The sequence below is a fragment of the Emticicia sp. BO119 genome (assembly GCF_013912375.1).
Classification (GTDB): Bacteria; Bacteroidota; Bacteroidia; order Cytophagales; family Spirosomataceae; genus Emticicia.
On record NZ_JACETV010000013.1, the window covers coordinates 87,429 to 104,965 of the forward strand.

General features: G+C 31.5%; 14 protein-coding genes. 4 read left to right on the top strand and 10 right to left on the bottom strand.

Annotation, left to right across the window (positions count from 1 at the left end; genetic code table 11):
• The first annotated feature begins 36 nt into the window (after positions 1-36).
• From H1R81_RS26300 to H1R81_RS26315, 4 genes are all read left to right on the top strand, one after another.
• Positions 37-1,239, top strand: a complete 1,203-nt coding sequence (locus H1R81_RS26300) for a DUF1501 domain-containing protein (RefSeq protein ID WP_181843741.1) — start codon at positions 37-39, stop codon at positions 1,237-1,239.
• Between the two features lie 207 nt (positions 1,240-1,446).
• A complete protein-coding gene (locus H1R81_RS26305) occupies positions 1,447-3,399 on the top strand; it encodes a gliding motility-associated C-terminal domain-containing protein (protein ID WP_181843742.1) in 1,953 nt (650 codons plus the stop codon).
• A 10-nt stretch (positions 3,400-3,409) separates the two neighbouring features.
• On the top strand, positions 3,410-4,894 hold the full coding sequence (locus H1R81_RS26310; protein ID WP_181843743.1) for a capsule assembly Wzi family protein: 1,485 nt from the start codon (positions 3,410-3,412) through the stop codon (positions 4,892-4,894).
• A gap of 23 nt (positions 4,895-4,917) precedes the next feature.
• A complete protein-coding gene (locus H1R81_RS26315) occupies positions 4,918-6,399 on the top strand; it encodes a capsule assembly Wzi family protein (RefSeq protein ID WP_181843744.1) in 1,482 nt (493 codons plus the stop codon).
• Here H1R81_RS26315 and H1R81_RS26320 read toward each other — a convergent pair.
• From H1R81_RS26320 to H1R81_RS26365, 10 genes are all read right to left on the bottom strand, one after another.
• Complete coding sequence (locus H1R81_RS26320) at positions 6,373-8,316, bottom strand: nucleoside-diphosphate sugar epimerase/dehydratase (RefSeq protein ID WP_181843745.1); 1,944 nt, start codon at positions 8,314-8,316, stop codon at positions 6,373-6,375. The genes H1R81_RS26315 and H1R81_RS26320 overlap by 27 nt on opposite strands.
• A gap of 209 nt (positions 8,317-8,525) precedes the next feature.
• Positions 8,526-9,836 carry a hypothetical protein gene (locus H1R81_RS26325; protein ID WP_181843746.1) on the bottom strand — a complete coding sequence of 437 codons (1,311 nt, stop codon included), beginning with the start codon at positions 9,834-9,836 and terminating at the stop codon, positions 8,526-8,528.
• A gap of 108 nt (positions 9,837-9,944) precedes the next feature.
• The gene (locus tag H1R81_RS26330; RefSeq protein ID WP_181843747.1) at positions 9,945-10,535 is read right to left on the bottom strand and encodes a sugar transferase; all 591 of its coding nucleotides are present in this window, start codon (positions 10,533-10,535) and stop codon (positions 9,945-9,947) included.
• Positions 10,532-11,740, bottom strand: coding sequence for a DegT/DnrJ/EryC1/StrS aminotransferase family protein (locus H1R81_RS26335; RefSeq protein ID WP_181843748.1), 1,209 nt, complete (start codon positions 11,738-11,740; stop codon positions 10,532-10,534). Before H1R81_RS26335 ends, H1R81_RS26330 begins: the two co-directional genes overlap by 4 nt.
• A gap of 5 nt (positions 11,741-11,745) precedes the next feature.
• The gene (locus tag H1R81_RS26340; RefSeq protein ID WP_181843749.1) at positions 11,746-12,417 is read right to left on the bottom strand and encodes a methyltransferase domain-containing protein; all 672 of its coding nucleotides are present in this window, start codon (positions 12,415-12,417) and stop codon (positions 11,746-11,748) included.
• A gap of 546 nt (positions 12,418-12,963) precedes the next feature.
• Positions 12,964-13,419 carry a transposase gene (locus H1R81_RS27365; protein ID WP_220275324.1) on the bottom strand — a complete coding sequence of 152 codons (456 nt, stop codon included), beginning with the start codon at positions 13,417-13,419 and terminating at the stop codon, positions 12,964-12,966.
• A 217-nt stretch (positions 13,420-13,636) separates the two neighbouring features.
• Complete coding sequence (locus tag H1R81_RS26350) at positions 13,637-14,857, bottom strand: glycosyltransferase family 4 protein (RefSeq protein WP_181843750.1); 1,221 nt, start codon at positions 14,855-14,857, stop codon at positions 13,637-13,639.
• Between the two features lie 4 nt (positions 14,858-14,861).
• A complete protein-coding gene (wecB, locus tag H1R81_RS26355; RefSeq protein ID WP_181843751.1) occupies positions 14,862-15,941 on the bottom strand; it encodes a non-hydrolyzing UDP-N-acetylglucosamine 2-epimerase in 1,080 nt (359 codons plus the stop codon).
• Positions 15,938-17,050 (bottom strand): glycosyltransferase, encoded by a 1,113-nt coding sequence (locus H1R81_RS26360; protein WP_181843752.1) that lies wholly within the window; start codon positions 17,048-17,050, stop codon positions 15,938-15,940. The genes wecB and H1R81_RS26360 overlap by 4 nt, the downstream gene beginning before the upstream one ends.
• A gap of 228 nt (positions 17,051-17,278) precedes the next feature.
• Positions 17,279-17,537: integrase core domain-containing protein (locus H1R81_RS26365; RefSeq protein ID WP_181843753.1), on the bottom strand; the 259-nt coding region annotated here is incomplete at its 5' end.

Sequence of the window (17,537 nt, forward strand, 5' to 3'; positions counted from 1 at the left end):
TTAAAAGATTTTCTACTATTCAAAATATATATAGCTATGGCATTACGAAGAGAGTTTATCAAACAATCCGCTTTAGCAACAGTAGGAGGGATGTTAATACCTAATTTTCTGAAAGCCTACGAAAGAGAGCATTTGGGTATTAGTCAGACATCAAATAAAACCTTAGTCATTGTTCAACTATCAGGCGGAAACGATGGACTGAATACAATTATTCCATTCCGCAACGACATCTACTACCAATCCCGACCAACGATAGGCATTGCGCCTGATAAAGTGCTAAAATTGAATGATAATTTAGGGCTGAATCCGGCTATGGATGGCATTCGTCGCTTATATGACGAGGGCTTGGTAAGTATTATTAATAATGTGGGTTATCCTAATCCCGACCGCTCACATTTCCGTTCGATGGATATCTGGCACACAGCCAGTGAATCAACAGAGTACCTGAACACCGGTTGGATAGGCCGCTATTTAGATAATAATTGCGAAGGTAAATGTGTGCCATATCGTGCCTTGGAAATAGATGATACCTTGAGTTTATCAATGAAGGGAGAGAAGGTAAAAGCATTAGCAGTAAAGGATCCTGAAAAATTATATAAGCAGGTAAGCAGAGAGTTTGTCAACAAAGTTTCTCAGGTTACGCCAATGGGTCAGAACGAAAATCTGGCGTATATGTATAAAACGTTGGCTGAAACTTCATCTTCTGCCGAGTTTTTACACGCCAAATCAAAGTTTTATAAAAGCCAGAGCCAATACCCACAGGGTGAATTAGGGCAAAGACTTAAAACTATTGCCGAGTTGATTGTGTCCGAAATGCCAACGAATGTCTACTATGTAAGTATTTCAGGTTTTGATACCCACTTCAATCAGTTAAATCAGCAGGAAAGGTTATTGAAAAACTATGCTGACTCCATGAATACATTTGTAAGCGATTTACAGAAAAATAATAAACTGAATGAAGTAGTTATCATGACTTTTTCGGAGTTTGGCAGAAGAGTAAAACAAAATGCCAGCGTAGGCACAGACCACGGCACAGCTAATAATGTTTTTCTGATAGGTGGGAACCTAAAACGCCCGAAAGTATTGAATGAAGCACCGGATTTAACTAATCTGGATGAAGGTGATTTAAAGTTTTCACTTGATTTCCGACAAATTTATGCCTCACTACTACAAGACTGGTTGGACATGAAAGGTAAAATAGTGTTGGGAAAAGAATTTGAGAGCCTGCGTTTAGTCTGATTAGTTATATTTTTAGCACAAAAGATAAATATGACCATTAAATAAAAAACAAAAGAAAAACAGAATTATTGTTGTCTTGATACGTTATTTATTAGGAAATTTGTAGTCCGGATATTTGCTAATTTTTAAAAGTAAATGAAGAGTTTATTGAGAATAATTGTACTTCTTCTTGTTTCAATTTCAGCCTATTCTCAAGGCATTTGCGATATGACAGCCGCGAATGGTATTGAAGTAGGTAATTTTGATGCTACTGTTGTGGCTTGTGTTGGTCAACAAGTCGATGTTAAAGACTTATCAGGTGGAACTAATATAAAGTATGTCTTCGGTTATAGTGGGCAAGCCATCTCAGCACTTCCAGGCATTCCTGCTAAAGATGGGCCTAATGCCGACTGGGCTTTTGCGCAACCAGCTAACTACATTGTCTTACAATATGGGAAGAAAAACGGGAAAGATATGTATGCCTGTAAAGTAGTTACGGTAAGAGCCACTAATAAACCAGACGTTAGCTACGAGGCATGTAACAATTCTATTCTTAGACTGACTATCAGAGATACTCCTGCTAATAATTACACTTCTTATAGAATTAAATGGAGTGATGGAAGTATAGTCAATGTGCCTGTAGCAACAGTACTGCCATATACTATTCAAAAGAGTTTTCCTGCTGCTCCAACCCAGAACGTTCTTGTAGAAGGGTTTGGTTCTACACTAACTAGTTGTCCGGCAGCTACACCAATGACTATTATCATGGATAGAGGTGATATGTTTCCTAGGATTGAGAAAATTGATTTAAATGAAGCAGGGACAGAAGCTACAATTACACTTGAGGGTAACCCTGATGCTGAATATAATATTTTCAGTCGCTCAATTGACCAGCAAGGGAATCTAGCAAATCCTTTGCCTAACAAGGTAAAGGCCGGAACCTTTAAAATGCCTGTAACTGATAAAACAAAAAGTCAGTGTTTTCTTGTTGCGAGATTAGGTACTGTCTGTTCAGAATATTCAAATGAGGTTTGTACTATGCCTTTTAAACTGGAAGCGAGTGATGATGATAATAAATTAACTTGGAATGGGTTTACAGTTGGACGAGTCCCAAAGACCGCAGCCTACACGAATATTAATCAATCAGAGACGAAGATCATCAGAAGTGAGGATGGAACAACAACAAGTACTACATTTAATAATGTATCCAGTCCTTTTTTAGATGATGCGGCTGATTGCAATAAAAAATACTGTTATACACTTTCGACAAAAGTTACTAGCTCCTATGCCGGATATACAGGTTCTACTTATATAGAGACAGCGGTAGTTTCTCAGACCCAATGTATTGATAGAAAAACTATTGTACCAGATGCCTTGACAGAAACTGTTGCAAGTGTAAATGATAACAACACAGTAAAAATAGATTTTAGAGATAATAGTAACTGGAAACTGGATATTGAAAAATACCGACTTCATCAGCTAGACAATAGTAGTTTTGAAAAAATAGATAGTATTCCATCTACGGCTTCAAAGAATTTTTTAGACGGATCTGTAGATGCCAGTAAAGAATCATATTGTTATGCAATAGATTTTATAGATAAATGCGGGAGTACTTCAGCACTATCTCCATCATTCTGTACCATCTTTCTATCGGAAGCGTCTAAAAATGAATTAGTATGGACCGATAGACCCCCTTTTGGTGATACAGGCATTGATACTTTTGAAGTAGAAAGCTATGATGAACATACTGGGGCAATATCTACTGTAATTTCTTTAGCTGCAACTCAATTGAAGTATATACCAAATTTAAGTAAGTTTGAAGAAGAGGCCAAATTTAGAATAAAAACTACTGGATCAGATGGTACAATAAGTTATTCTAATATTTATACAATGCCTGTATCTGTTAAACTACTTTTACCAGACGCCTTTACACCAAACAATGATGGATGGAATGATAATCTTGAAGTAAAAGGTACATTCAGAAGAATTGCTAACTTTGACTTTCAGATTTATAACAGATGGGGAAATCCTGTCTTTAGTTCTGATAATCCACTTAGAACTTGGGACGGGAGTTTTCAAGGAACTTCAGCACCTGTTGATACTTATACTTATAAAATTTACGCTAAATTATTCGATGGAACAGAAGTAAATAAGACTGGTAGATTTTTGCTTATAAGATAAAACATACTCTATGATAAAAAATTTCCTTACACTCCTTTCTATATTATTTTTTCTGAATAGTTATACTAATGCTCAAAATCAAAAAATACTTTCAGATATTAAGTATCAAGTAGGAACGGGCACTTACCTATCAGGAAAGACTCCATTCTGGATGCGAGCCAATAAATATGGTCTTATACCAATTGAAGGCCCTTTTGTAGCCTTACAAGCTAGTGCTCACAAAGAATATGACTCTACTAAGAATGACCTTAAGAAAATAAGAAAATTTAGCTTTGGATATGGTGTTCAGCTTGCGGTGAATGCGGGCAAGCAGAGTCAAATATTTTTGCCGGAAGCCTATGTAAAGTTTCGTTTTAAGAGCTTTGAATTTTATACAGGACGAAGAAAAGAGATAGTAGGGCTTGTTGATACAACTCTCGGTGCTGGTTCTTTTATTTGGTCTGGTAATGCGTTACCAATGCCTAAAGTCCAAATAGCGATACCCAATTACACCTCAATTATTGGCCATGGGTTAATTTCTATTAAAGGTGCTTATGTCCATGGCTGGTTTGGTAATCAACACTATACGAAAGGATATTATTTACACCAAAAATGGATATATGGTAAAATCGGCCGAGATTCATGGAACGTAAATTTCTATGGAGGAATCAACCATCAAGTGCAATGGGGGGGGTATTCAGAGATTTTTAAAGACAATACTTTTTATACAAGAGATGGCTTCTTTTCAGCAGATCCCTTCGTTTATTTAAATATCGTTTTACCCTTTGGGTGGAAAATTCCTCCAAATGCAAGATACAATGGGTACGAAACACTTAATCGGTTCGGGAATCATTTGGGGAGTGTAGATTTAGGCGTTCTAATAAAGACATCGTTGGCGGATATTTCTTTCTATCGTCAAACCCCTTATGAAGATGGTCAAATGCCGGAAGTTTTTTTATCAATGGATGGGAATTATTCATTGAGTTTTGATTTTAAAAATGAAAAACAGCAGTTATATAAAATTAACTTCGGCTATATTGATTCTAGAAGGCAGGGTAAAGGTATTACTAAATTTGCCAAATGGATAGGGAAAAAAGAAACCCACTATGGAGAGAGGCAAGACTATTTTAATCATGGGCAGTATAGAGACGGGTGGGCATATTTAGATAATTCTATTGGAAATGCTTTAATTCTTCCAAATATAGACCTTGTAAAAAAAATAAAACTGAATGAGTACCCTGTATTTACTGTTGATAATCGTATTCAGGCATATTATATCGCTTTAATGGGGAAAGCTGGTAAATATAATTACGAGATAAAATCTTCATTAGTTTCAAGTTTGGGCTCCTTTAGTTTTAGAAGAGATAAAAACGATGAACAATTTTCCAGCTTAATTTCTGTTAGCTACCCTATTATAAAGCAAAATGTTAATTTGAAATTTAATTTAGCCTTAGATCAAGGCCAACTCTATGGTAAGAATATAGGTATTAGTTTTTTTATTATTAAAAAATGGTAGTAATTTGCAAAAAACACCTATCTATGCATTTAGTATATAAAATTATTCTTTTATTTTTTCTAACTAAGTTCTGCGCTTTAGGGCAAAGTTTTTTTAAAAAGATAAATTATGAATTAGAAAGCGGTATTTATCTTTCAACTTCTGGAAAAACACCATTTTTAATCCACGCAAATCAATATGGCATAGTTCCATTAGAGACTCCTTTTATTGCCCTGAAAGGAGCTGCTGTTAAAGAATATGACTCTACATATACTAGCAATAATAAATTAAATAGATTTTCTTACGGATATGGAGTAAATACTATTTTAAATGTTGGAAAAGCAAATCAGATACTCTTACCAGAAGCGTATTTCAAGATAAGATATGGTGTATTTGAATTTTATGTCGGACGACGGAAAGAATTGGTAGGACTTGTTGATACCACACTTTCTTCAGGTTCATATATTTGGTCAGGAAATGCTTTGCCTTTACCTAAAATTCAATTGTCCATTCCTAATTACACGCCAATTCTTGGAAATGGATTGATCTCTATCAAAGGAGCTTTTAGTCATGGCTTGTTTGATAATGGGAAAGTCCGAAACTTTTATCTTCATCAAAAATATCTCTACGCAAGGCTAGGAAAGCCAAATTGGAAAATTAAACTTTATTCAGGGTTTAGTCATCAAGTTCAATGGGGGGGACAACCAGTAACACCATTTATTGACAATCTAACGGGAGATTTAATTTCAAGATTTCCATCAGATTTCAACACTTACTTAAAAGTAGTGACTGGTGTAAGCCTGAATAAGAATGGAGAAGGTTTGAATACCGGAAGTCCTAAGAATGAAGCTTGGAATAGAGCAGGCAATCATTTAGGATCAATTGATTTGGCTACAGAATTTAATTTAAGAAATTTTGATATATTATTTTATAGACAAAGTATCTATGATGATGGATCTTTGTTTTATTTAAACAATATACAAGATGGTTTATTGGGAATTTCTATAAAAAGGAAAAATGCATTTAAAGGGATTATTCGGATTAATTTTGAATATCTGAATACAATGAATCAAGGTGGAAGACCTGAGGATAGAAATGATGATATTCCACAATTAAGGGGGGGGGATAACTATTTTAATAATTCAATTTATCCAGATAGTTGGACTTATAGAAATAATACTATTGGAACACCATTATTATCGCCTATTAATTTTGTAGATAAGAATGTCTTAGCCAATAGAAATTTGGAGAAATATTCTTCTTCGTATATCCTAAATAGAGTAGAATCATATTCCTTCGGAATAGAGGGTAAAGGGAAAAATGTAGAATATTGCTCAAAAATAGTATTAATTCATAACTTAGGTAGTTACTTTTTACCGATAAATGATAGAGCTACTACATTTTTATGCAAGTTTAAATATAATTTACTTAAATTTAGTATAATTACTAATATTGCAGTAAATGAGGGTAAATTATTCCCATACACTTTAGGTGGTTATTTAGCTATTCAAAGAACTTTCTTCTAATGTATCTAAATTTTCATAAATCGAATTGTTACTAATATATTCTGGAATTAATTTTTTTAGCTCTGTAACAATAAGATTATTGTCGGTCTTAGCAATAGCCAGTTCTATATTTTTTATGGCTATGTTTAATAAATCATAATCTTCAGGTATAACTTTAGCAATCATGATTTTATGATGATAAGTCGGTTGAGTATTTTCATTACTGTTTAATAACTCTTCATACAACTTCTCACCTGGTCTTAAACCTGTAAAAGTAATTTGAATATCTCTACCTAACTCAAGTCCTGATAATTGCACCATTTTCTTTGCCAAGTCTAATATTTTTACAGGCTTGCCCATGTCAAAGACATAAATTTCTCCACCTTTCCCCATCGTTCCTGCTTCAAGTACTAATTGACATGCCTCAGGAATTGTCATAAAGTATCTGATAATATCTTTATGCGTTACTGTAATAGGGCCACCTTTCTCAATTTGTTTTTTAAACAAAGGAATTACAGAACCATTCGAGCCAAGTACATTACCAAAACGAGTTATAATAAATCTTGTGTTGTTATTATGATGACTATCTAACCCTTGTACATACATTTCAGCTAAACGCTTGGTAGCTCCCATTACATTAGTTGGATTTACGGCTTTATCAGTCGAAATCATAACAAATTTTTCTGTATTATATTTAGATGCAAGATTTGCAACAATTTTTGTTCCCAACATATTCACTCTAACAGCTTGATAAGGATTCTTTTCCATTAAAGGAACATGCTTATATGCAGCCGCATGAAATATTACTTGCGGTTGTTCCTCATAAAAAAGGTTATCCATTAATTTTTCATTAGTTACATCGTAGACATCAACTCTTATATTGGGTACTTCTCTATCTTCAGATAATGATGTACGAATTAGTTCGCTTTCTAAGTCATACAATGCTGATTCAGCTTGATCTACCAAAATAATCTTTTTTGGAGAAAATTTTATTAATTGCTTTACTAATTCACTTCCGATTGAACCAGCTGCTCCAGTCACCAAAATTCTTTTATTATTAATGAATCTTTCTACAAACTTGTTATTAATAGCAATTGGGTCCCTTTCTAGAAGGTCATCAATTTCAATCCTTTGTATTTGCTTGGTAGTTAGTTCTCCTTTTATCCACTTATTAATAGGGGGTATAGACTTTAAAATAATTCCTTTTGTAAGGAAATCTTCTGCGATTTTTGCTTTAGCCAATGGACTAATATTTTGTATAGCAAATATTACTTCAATATTTTCTTCTTTTGAATTAGAATTAGTTAGATACTTCTCAATAGCTTCATCTCTAGATAGTACTCTAATCCCCTCAACAGTTTTATTAATTTTTTGAGAGTTATCGTCTATAAAACACAAAACCTTGTAATTCTTAACTTTATCATTTAATAAACTATTTTTCGTTATCAAGCCCATATATCCTGTTCCATAAATAATTACAGAACTGGTTAGTTTAATTTTTCTAAAGAAAGAGTCATATAAACCCTTTACAAGGAAACGACTAAAAATAAGAGCAAAAAGAGTAATAAAGTAGCTTATGATAGTGATTCGAGGAGGTATACACAGATAGATAATATTATGATAACAACCGAAATTAGAAAGTAAGAAAATGAAAATACTACTTATAGTTACAACTTTTAGTAATAAAGCTGCATCTTCCATACTTGTGTGTCTAATGATACCTTCGTATGATTTAAAGAAAATAAAGAATATGGCTCTAATACTTAAGACAAACAATAAGTGGTACTTATAAATAGAAGGTTCTACATAAGTTAATTCAAAGTTAAAATGGACAAAAATAGCTATTGTAAATGTAACAAAGCAGATAAGTAAATCAACCAAAAGAATTAACCATTTCGAAGCAAACTTTTCGGTATATTTACGTAAAAAGTTGGTCATAGGGAAATATATTTTATTGTTATGGATAGAAAATTAAACAAATATAGTTACTGTTTAATTTAAGACAAACTTTTACGGGAAAACAACTTGGAAATTTATTAATCGGTAATTCGAAATAATAAATAAACTAAAAAACTATTGTTGCTCATAGGATTGTGCAAATAAAAAACCCTTTGGCTTATTGTCAAAGGGTTTTTTCTAAGATTTAATTATTTTTGCTCAATAGCTTTTCTAAAGTTTACATTTTCAGCTTTCAACGACTTAATCTCTTTATTCATTTCAATTATATAAAGAGTTAATTCTTCAATTTTTTCCATTAATTTCGCGCTTGTTTGCGAAACATCCAAGCCATTTTTAGACATATCTTCAGCAGAAGGCACATTTGGTAGATGTTTATTTTCTTTTACAAAAGACTCAACTTTATCTAAAGACATTAACTGATAAGATGGTTCAAAAACATAATCAGCCCAATCATTAGTACCTTTCACGGCAACTTTTATCTTTTCAGTAATAATACCATCTTGTACAATCAAACGGTATGAATTAGCTGTTGAAGTTAAAGCGCCTGGCATTGGGAAGGATGAATCAAAATTACCTACCGCTAAAAAACCGACAGTTGATGATTTTGTAGCACCTAAGTTAATTTTCAAATTTTTATTATCAAATTCGCCTTTAATAAGTGGATTTGCTGTGCTAGAGTTAGCTATATATAATTTGTCGGAACCTAGTTCGCTTCTACCTGCCTGATATCCTAGAAGGATATTATTTGAACCTGTACTGTTTTCCCCAGCTCCCCAGCCTATTGCTAAATTATTAGCACCTGTTAAATTATTGTATAAAGAGTATGTACCAATTGCTAAATTATTGTTTCCAGTTGTGTTTTTTCTTAAACTAGATCTTCCAATACCAACGTTATCACTACCAGTAGTATTATCATACAAAGTTGTTGAACCAATAGCCATATTACTAGAACCAGTCGTTAAACTAAATAATGTAAGTGCACCTACCCCAGTATTAGCAGTACCTGTTATTGCTGCTCTTTTATCATATACACCAACTGCACTTCCAGCACTTTTGTATCCAGCAAAGTAGTTAAAATTAACATTATCTATATAACCAGACAAGTAATTCCCAGAAACAATTCTAAAAGGTTCTGAATTTTTAGTTCCTATAAAGCTGCCTGCTGGGGCAGTGTTGCCTAACAATGTCCAGTCTCCGTCTACACCAGCAATCGAATTTGATTTTGCATCTGCGCCTAATGTTTTCCATTCATCACCATTGTAAAAATAAAATCCAGCTACCATATCGGTCTGATAAATCAACAAACCTTTAGCTGGACTTTGAATAGCTGAACGTTGTTGTAATGTCATACGTGGAGTTAAAAAACCTTTAGTTTGAGAATTTAGATCTAAAACTGCTGATTGATCTGGCTTTGTAGTACCAATACCCACATTGTCTTTTTGCGCGAAAACACTACTAAAAGTAGTAATGCTGAGAAATAATAATACAAGTTTTTTCATAACAATATAAAATTTAAATGCTCCTCTTATTTTTATGCAACGAAGATATAGGAAAGTTTTAGAGAATTAAAACATTTAAGATAAATTTTATTTAATGGTAAAGCAAATTTATTTAATAATTTTTAAAACGGTTTCAAAAATTACTTTAATGTCATTAGAGAGGTTTTTTCTACTATTAATGTACGCTAAATTAATGTTTATTTTCTCAGGCATAATTTCAGTAATATAAGTTTTTTCTGGATTTTCAGATTGAGCTAATATTTCATTTTCATAGAAAAACTTTAAAGATGCATAGTCAGTTATTCCCGGTTTATGTTTTAATACTTCTCTTTGAGCATTAGTATAAAAGTCTACATACTTTTTTACCTCTGGTCGTGGTCCAACAAAACTCATCTCTCCTTTTAATATATTTATTAATTGAGGTAACTCATCAAGTTTATATTTGCGCAAATAATAGCCAATTTTTGTTATTCTATAGTCATTCATGCCGATAGTTAATAAGCTCTTTTTATCAGAGTTCATATACATAGTTCTAAATTTAAATAACCTAAATGGTTTTTCATTTTGCCCAATTCGCTCTTGTAGATAAAAGAAACTTCCTTTACTTTCAAGTTTAATAAACAAGCATATTAAAAAAACGATTGGACTAATAAGCAACAAACCTAATAAGGAAAGAAAAAAATCAAATACTCTTTTCATTGCATTATTGTTTCATTATATGATTCTATAATAGCATTTGCAATAATAGATATCTGTTCATCAGTAAGTGAGAAATATACTGGAAGGGATATTTCACTTTCCCATAGTTTCTTACTCACAGGAAAATCATTCATTTTATAGCCTAAATTCTTGTAAAAAGTTAATTCAGGTAAAGGTTTATAATGGACATTTACTGAAACATCTTTGTCAAAAACCTTTTTTATTATTTCATTTCTTTGTAAAATAGTGCAACCTTTAATTCTTAAAAGATACAGGTGATATGAAGATTCTCTATAAAGATCAATGGTAGTAGGTAAAAGAGCCCATTCATAATTTCTTAGAATGGTATTATATTTTTCTACTATTTGCTTTCTTCTAATTAAGATCTCAGATTTATATCTTTTTAGCTCAACTAAACCAATAGAAGCAAGAATATCAGTCATATTACACTTATATCCAGAAGTTATAACATCATATTCCCATGCGCCTTTCTGAGTTTTTGCTAAGGCATCCTTAGTTTGGCCATGTAAAGACCAAATATTTAGTTCTTTATAGACTTCACTGTTATCAAATGGTTCGGGTAGGTTTATACATATTGCTCCTCCTTCAGCAGTAGTTAGGTTTTTTACAGCATGAAATGAAAATACTGTAAAATCAGCAAAAGCTCCTACGTAAGCATTATCAATTAATCCTCCAAAGGAATGAGCAGCATCTGAAAGTAGTAAAATTTTACCTAGTTTCTGTTGCTTTTCATTATTAGGCTGAAAAATGTCCCTATTTTCATAAATTACTTTATTTAAGGCACTGTAATTTACTGGTAAGCCACCTATATCTACGGGAATAATAGCTTTTGTTTTTGAAGTTATAGCTTTTTTAACAGCTTCAATATCTATACAAAAATCTTCGGTAACATCTACCATTACAGGAGTTGCTCCACAATGAATAATTATATTTGCTGTTGCACAGTAAGTGTAAGCAGGAATAATAATTTCATCGCCTGGCTGTATTCCAAACCAATGTAATAGCAATTCTGCTCCTGCAGTCCAAGAGTTTACGGCCAAAACGTGAGAAATATTGCAGAATTTCGCAATCTTATGTTCAAATTCTTTTGTTTTAGGGCCTGTTGTTATCCACCCTGAATTTAATGTTTCAGTAACAGCCTCAATAATGCTATTGTCAATATATGGAGGAGAAAATGGAATCATTTATATTATTTTTTTATTACTGCTATTAAATGTGTTCTTAAAAAAGGTAAAAAAAAGTTAAGAATATTATATAGTTTCCCAATTCGTCTGCCAATAGGAGGAGCTAAAGTAACATTATAAAATTCTATATCTTTTGCCAATGGAAAAAGCATTTTTATTTCTTTTTTGCCAATCCCTTTTACATCTAGATTATTAGGATTGTTATACTTAAAATCATACCAAAGAATAATTCCAGTTGTTTTTACCATTTCCCACATAGTATCTGCTAGCTTTTTTTTGAATTCATCATCTAATATTGAAGTGAAAACGGTAGATTGAAAAACTATATCAAATTCTTCATTATAATTAAGTTCACAAGCATCACCAATATAAATATTTGGAATAGGTAGATTTTTTTTTAAAACAGCTCCTCTATCTTCAAGTAATTCATTTGCATATATATTTGTAAAAGGAATCCCCATTCGGTGAAAAAACAATAAGTTACTCCCAGTTCCGGCTCCTATTTCAATTATCTTAATTTTACTTAATTGAGAAGTGAATTTTCTTACTATCTTAGTATAAATAAATTCTCGTTCTGATTGAATAAAGAAGCTGAAAATCCAATTAGTATCATGATTTTTCCCCTTTCTTTTATCATATCTAAGTTTAATTTTTAATACTTCGCTATTTTTATCCATATAATAATAATTTGCTTAGGATTGTATATTTAGAGTTACAGTTATATGAAACATAGAATTTAGTATTGCATATGCATTTTACAAAGAAAAATTCAAACAATTAAAAATACAATCATTAATAAAATAGGACTTTCGCTTAGAGATGGATTATAAAGCTAAAATCTGCGGTTTTCTTAATTACATTTTTAAAAAATCTGTCAATAATTTATTTCTAACTTGATATAAAGATTGATTTAGCTCTTTGGCTTTGATTTTAATAGATAACTAAGCGTAATAACAAAAAGCTAAGTGGTTTCTTTGTGAATGAGCGGTACGACATTGGCACTTTTCAGCGCCAGCTAATTGTTTTTACCCTTTGTGAGACTCCTCAACCTGCCATCTGACGGCATTACTTTCTTTTCCGTCGTTAGCCCTAAAGTTGTGGTCTAGGGAATTAGTAATCACCAAGTCAATGTGCCCGTCTTGGGACACTATCTTGAACAGTTTCACTAAGAAAGGAACCTCTTTTAACTTGACCATATTACCCATTTGAAGTGTCTTTTCAGATCATTCAATAATATCAAGATGAATGTATCCTTGCTCTTTACTGATACTAACTGTACGATTGCTCTTTAGTGTTGTAAAGAAAGTCCAACCGCTTCGGTTTATCAGTTTGAGATTATCTACTGAAGCATACCAACTATCAAATAAGATAGTTCGTGCTTTGAGATTTTTATCAGTAATAGCTCTGAGAAACATCTCCTGAAAATGATCATTCTTGGTTTTGCCATCTGTATCAGGTGTATAAATGCGATAATCAATCGGGTAAAAATCGCCATCCTTACCTGATGAATGTATTAAATTTACTAATTCAATACCTTTAACGGTTCCATGTTCATTACCAGAATATTGTTTCTTGACTAATTCTTTAAAACGTGTGTATCGCCTATATTGAACGTTATCATCACAGATAAGATAACTTTCAGAATCATCTTGTTTGAATACGGCTTTGTTAGTTCTCATAGTTGTTAGTCAGTAAAGCTTTCCCGTTTTAGAAAATCACATATTGAATCACGGCTAACATTATCTAAATGATTTGCAAAATTCGTACTTGTATAATCGAGTGATATACTCAATAAATATTCAACATATTGTTTTTTCGTTAGCATATAAACAATTTAACCATTTTTAAAAGATTTCGCAAAGGCGAAAGTCTTATAAAAAATTCTTAGATAGATTTTTACTCTAGAATAAAATCTATAAAATCTTGTGCAATAATATTACGATCGAACTTTAATTTAACAAGTTTTAACCCATTTTCTCCTAATTCTTTTTGTAAGTTAGTATTATTGTAAAGGTTTATTATTTGCTCTTTTAATTCTATTTCATTTTCTGGCTCAAAATATAGAGCACATTGTCCTTGAACAGCAAAAATTTCTTTTGCCTCACCATCAACTCCTAATAAAATAGGCTTTTTAGTAACAAGATTTTCGAATATTTTTGATGGAATAGCACCTTTAAACAAATCTATTTTTCGCAATGGAACAATACTTGCGTTGATAGCATTTAATATATCATACATTTTATCTTTTTTTTGCCCATTTAAAAAAACAACATTTTCTAACTGAAGTTTTTCTTTTATGGATATTAAGCTATCTTTCTCAGGGCCTTCTCCAACAATAAAAAATTTTATTTTAGAGTAATCTCCAAGAAGATTGGCAGCTTTTAGTATTACTTCTAAACCTTGAGCATGGCCAATAATTCCCGCATATAATAGTAAAAAAAAGTCTTTGCTTATTCCCATTTCACGTCTCCAATCATTAAGTACATACTTATTTTTATATGATAATAAATTGACGCCATTTTTTAACCAGAATATTTTCTTATCTGGAAATCTGTCCTTTATATTTTTTACAATACCTTGCGTTTGCCCAGTTATATAATCTGACTTTTTATAAATATATTCTTCAAGATAAATACTATACTTTAAGAGAAACTTATTAGTTACTAACCCTAATTTTTCTGCTGTTTCTGGCCATAAGTCTGAAACGTTAAAGATAAGTTTTGATTTTTTTAACCATGATAAGAAAATGGCAGAAATTCCCAAAAAGAGAGGAGGTGATTCACATAATATATAGTCATATTTTTTTCTTAAAAAAAGACAAGCTATTACAGAACTAAATACAAAAGAGAAATAATTGAGTAATCGCTTAAAGAAAGTTTTTTTTGAAGGCACATATATCCATGAGTGGATAATTGTCAATTGGTTTACCTTTTTTCGTACTATAAATTTATTTCTAAATTCTTTATGAATCTTCATTTCGGGATAATTTGGCAACGCTGTTAAAACAGTTACATCAAATTCTTTTTGAGACAGAAAATTTGCTAACTCCCATAGTCTATTTTGAGGTGCTCCAACCTCGGGTGGAAAGTATTGAGTTAAAATTAATATAGTTTTCAACTTTTTATAAGGCGTGGTTATTTAAAAAATCTACAATTTTATTACCAGCATCTCCCTGCCCATACAAGGTCGTATTAAAATAATTATTAGTGTTAAGCATGTAATGAAACGCATATAGTATTCTTTCCTTATTAGTTCCAACACATATATTATAGCCATTATCTACTAGCTCTTTCCATTCTGTTTGATCTCTCAATGTTATACAATTCTTTTGGAAATAATATGCCTCTTTTTGCAAGCCTCCACTATCGGTCATCACTAGTTTACAGTGTTTTAACAATTCAATCATATCAAAATATCCAACAGGCTCAATAACTGTAAAATTCATGTTTAGCCCACTTCTTTGGATAATTTTCTTTGTTCGTGGATGTATAGGTAATATTATAGGGCATGTAAGACTAATTTCATTTAAAGAATTTACTATATTTTCTAAGCGAATTATAGAATCAGTATTTTCGGCTCTGTGTATTGTAGATAATATAAAAGGTTGATTAATATTAAGATATTTTATAATATTAGATTTTTTGCTTGCATGTTCAGCATAGAATAGAGCAGCATCAAACATTACATCTCCGCTTTCTACAATTTTACAAGGAAAATTATTAAATCCTTCCCTTTGTAAGTTTTCATATGCTATTTTTGTAGGACAAAATAATATATCGCTTATTCTATCAGTAATAATACGATTTATCTCCTCAGGCATTTTCATTTCAAAACTACGAAGTCCTGCTTCAACGTGTATTACAGGAATACATAGTTTTTTTGCTGCTAATGCTCCAGCTAAAGTAGAATTTGTATCACCATACACAAGCATATAATCAGGTTTCTCTTGTAGTAGTATATTTTCAATTCCTTCTAGCATTTGTCCTGTCATAGCACTATGTGAGAGGCCATTTATATTCAGGTTTATATGTGGTTTAGGTATTTGCATTTCTTCAAAGAAAATATCAGACATTTGCGAGTCAAAATGTTGCCCTGTATGAATAATCAATTCTTGGATATTAGAATATTGGGCAAAGGCTCTGCTCACAACGGCTGCTTTAATAAATTGTGGACGTGCACCCACTACGGTGATTATTTTCACTTTTTTATTATTATTTTATTATAAAAATTAATTAACTTTTTTTCCTCATTCTCCCAATTGTACTTATCCAGTACTAACCTTCGTCCATTATTACCCATCTTTTTGGATACTTCAGGATTATTAACTAAATAATTCAGTGCAGCTAAAATTTCATCAGATGAATTAGGATTTATACAAATTCCACAAAAATTATCGACAATAATTTCTTTCCATAAGGGAAAATTTGAACCAATAATTGCTAACCCATTAGCCATATATTCAAATATTTTATTAGGCTGAGCATTAATATGATTAGGTTCTGGTAAAAAATTTACTATGCCTATAAAACTTTCAGACCATAGATTAATAAGCTTTTCTCTATTTAAATTGCCATGATATACAATTTGATCTGTTTCTTTTAAAATATTTTTTTTTAAAGATTCATTTTCAAATTCGCCAGCTAGTTGTAAAACATGATTACTGCCTCTAATAGCATTTAATAAGAAATAAATGCCTCTAATCGAAGTGATACCGCCCGTATAGCATATTTTATTTCTAATAGCAGAATTATTGTGAAGATTCTTATTTAAAAGAAGTTCATCTAATAATGGATAGTTATTAATATTAACTGTATTAACATTTATTTTTTCAAATCTTTTGGCAATAGAAGGAGTAGCAGCAATAATCCCATCAAAAAATATAGAGAAAAAATCTTCTATAATTTCAAAGCTAAAGGAGAGTATTTTTTTGAATATAGGATTTATATAGGATTTGCTTAACAATTGCCTTGGCAGGTCTTCATGTGAATCATAGATTACCTTCTTTCTTCTAAGTTTCAGGAGATACCCAAAAGGTAGCAATTCTGGATCGTGAAAGTGGTAAATATCTGCATTAAGCTCAATTGCTGTTTGGTAAACACTATAAGTAGAGTTTAACATCCTTTTCAATCTACTATTTTTTTTGCCTACATCTATAATTTTCACTCCTTTTCTCTCTTCATTTCCTTTGCTGTCAGCTACTATAAAAAAAACTTTAAATCCACTTTTGACAAGAGAATTACATTCCTTGTGAAAAATTCGTATATCGTCTCTTGAATGTACTGAGGAGAGGTGACAAATAATTTTACACATCTTTATAAAAATTATTTTCTATTTTTTAAATGCTTAAAGTAGATAAAAGACTAAAGGTGAGAAGCTATAATATTCATAATTTTTTTTAGCTTTAAACATTGCCAAATTTGTTGGTTGTACTACCAAATTTTCAAAGAAATTAACCATTCAACATCTTTTGATAAAATTACTTACTTTGTATTTTACTCATATTGTCTCAAATGCAATTAATTGGACACTTTAATTGATTTAATTGTTTTGTAAATCAGCTTCATGAATGGGATTTTTCATGTCTACATTCCTTTGAAGTAAATATTTATAGGGGCTTTTATACCCCAAGCCTCCATGAATTCTGTTAAAGTTATAAAACTCTCTGAAACGGTTCATAATGTCTCTTACATTTTCTAAATTTTCAAATTCCATTCTTTGGCAAACAGCACTTTCGAGTATTGAATGATACGATTCAATATGCGCATTTTGCTGAGGAGTTGCAGGTAGAGTAAACTCC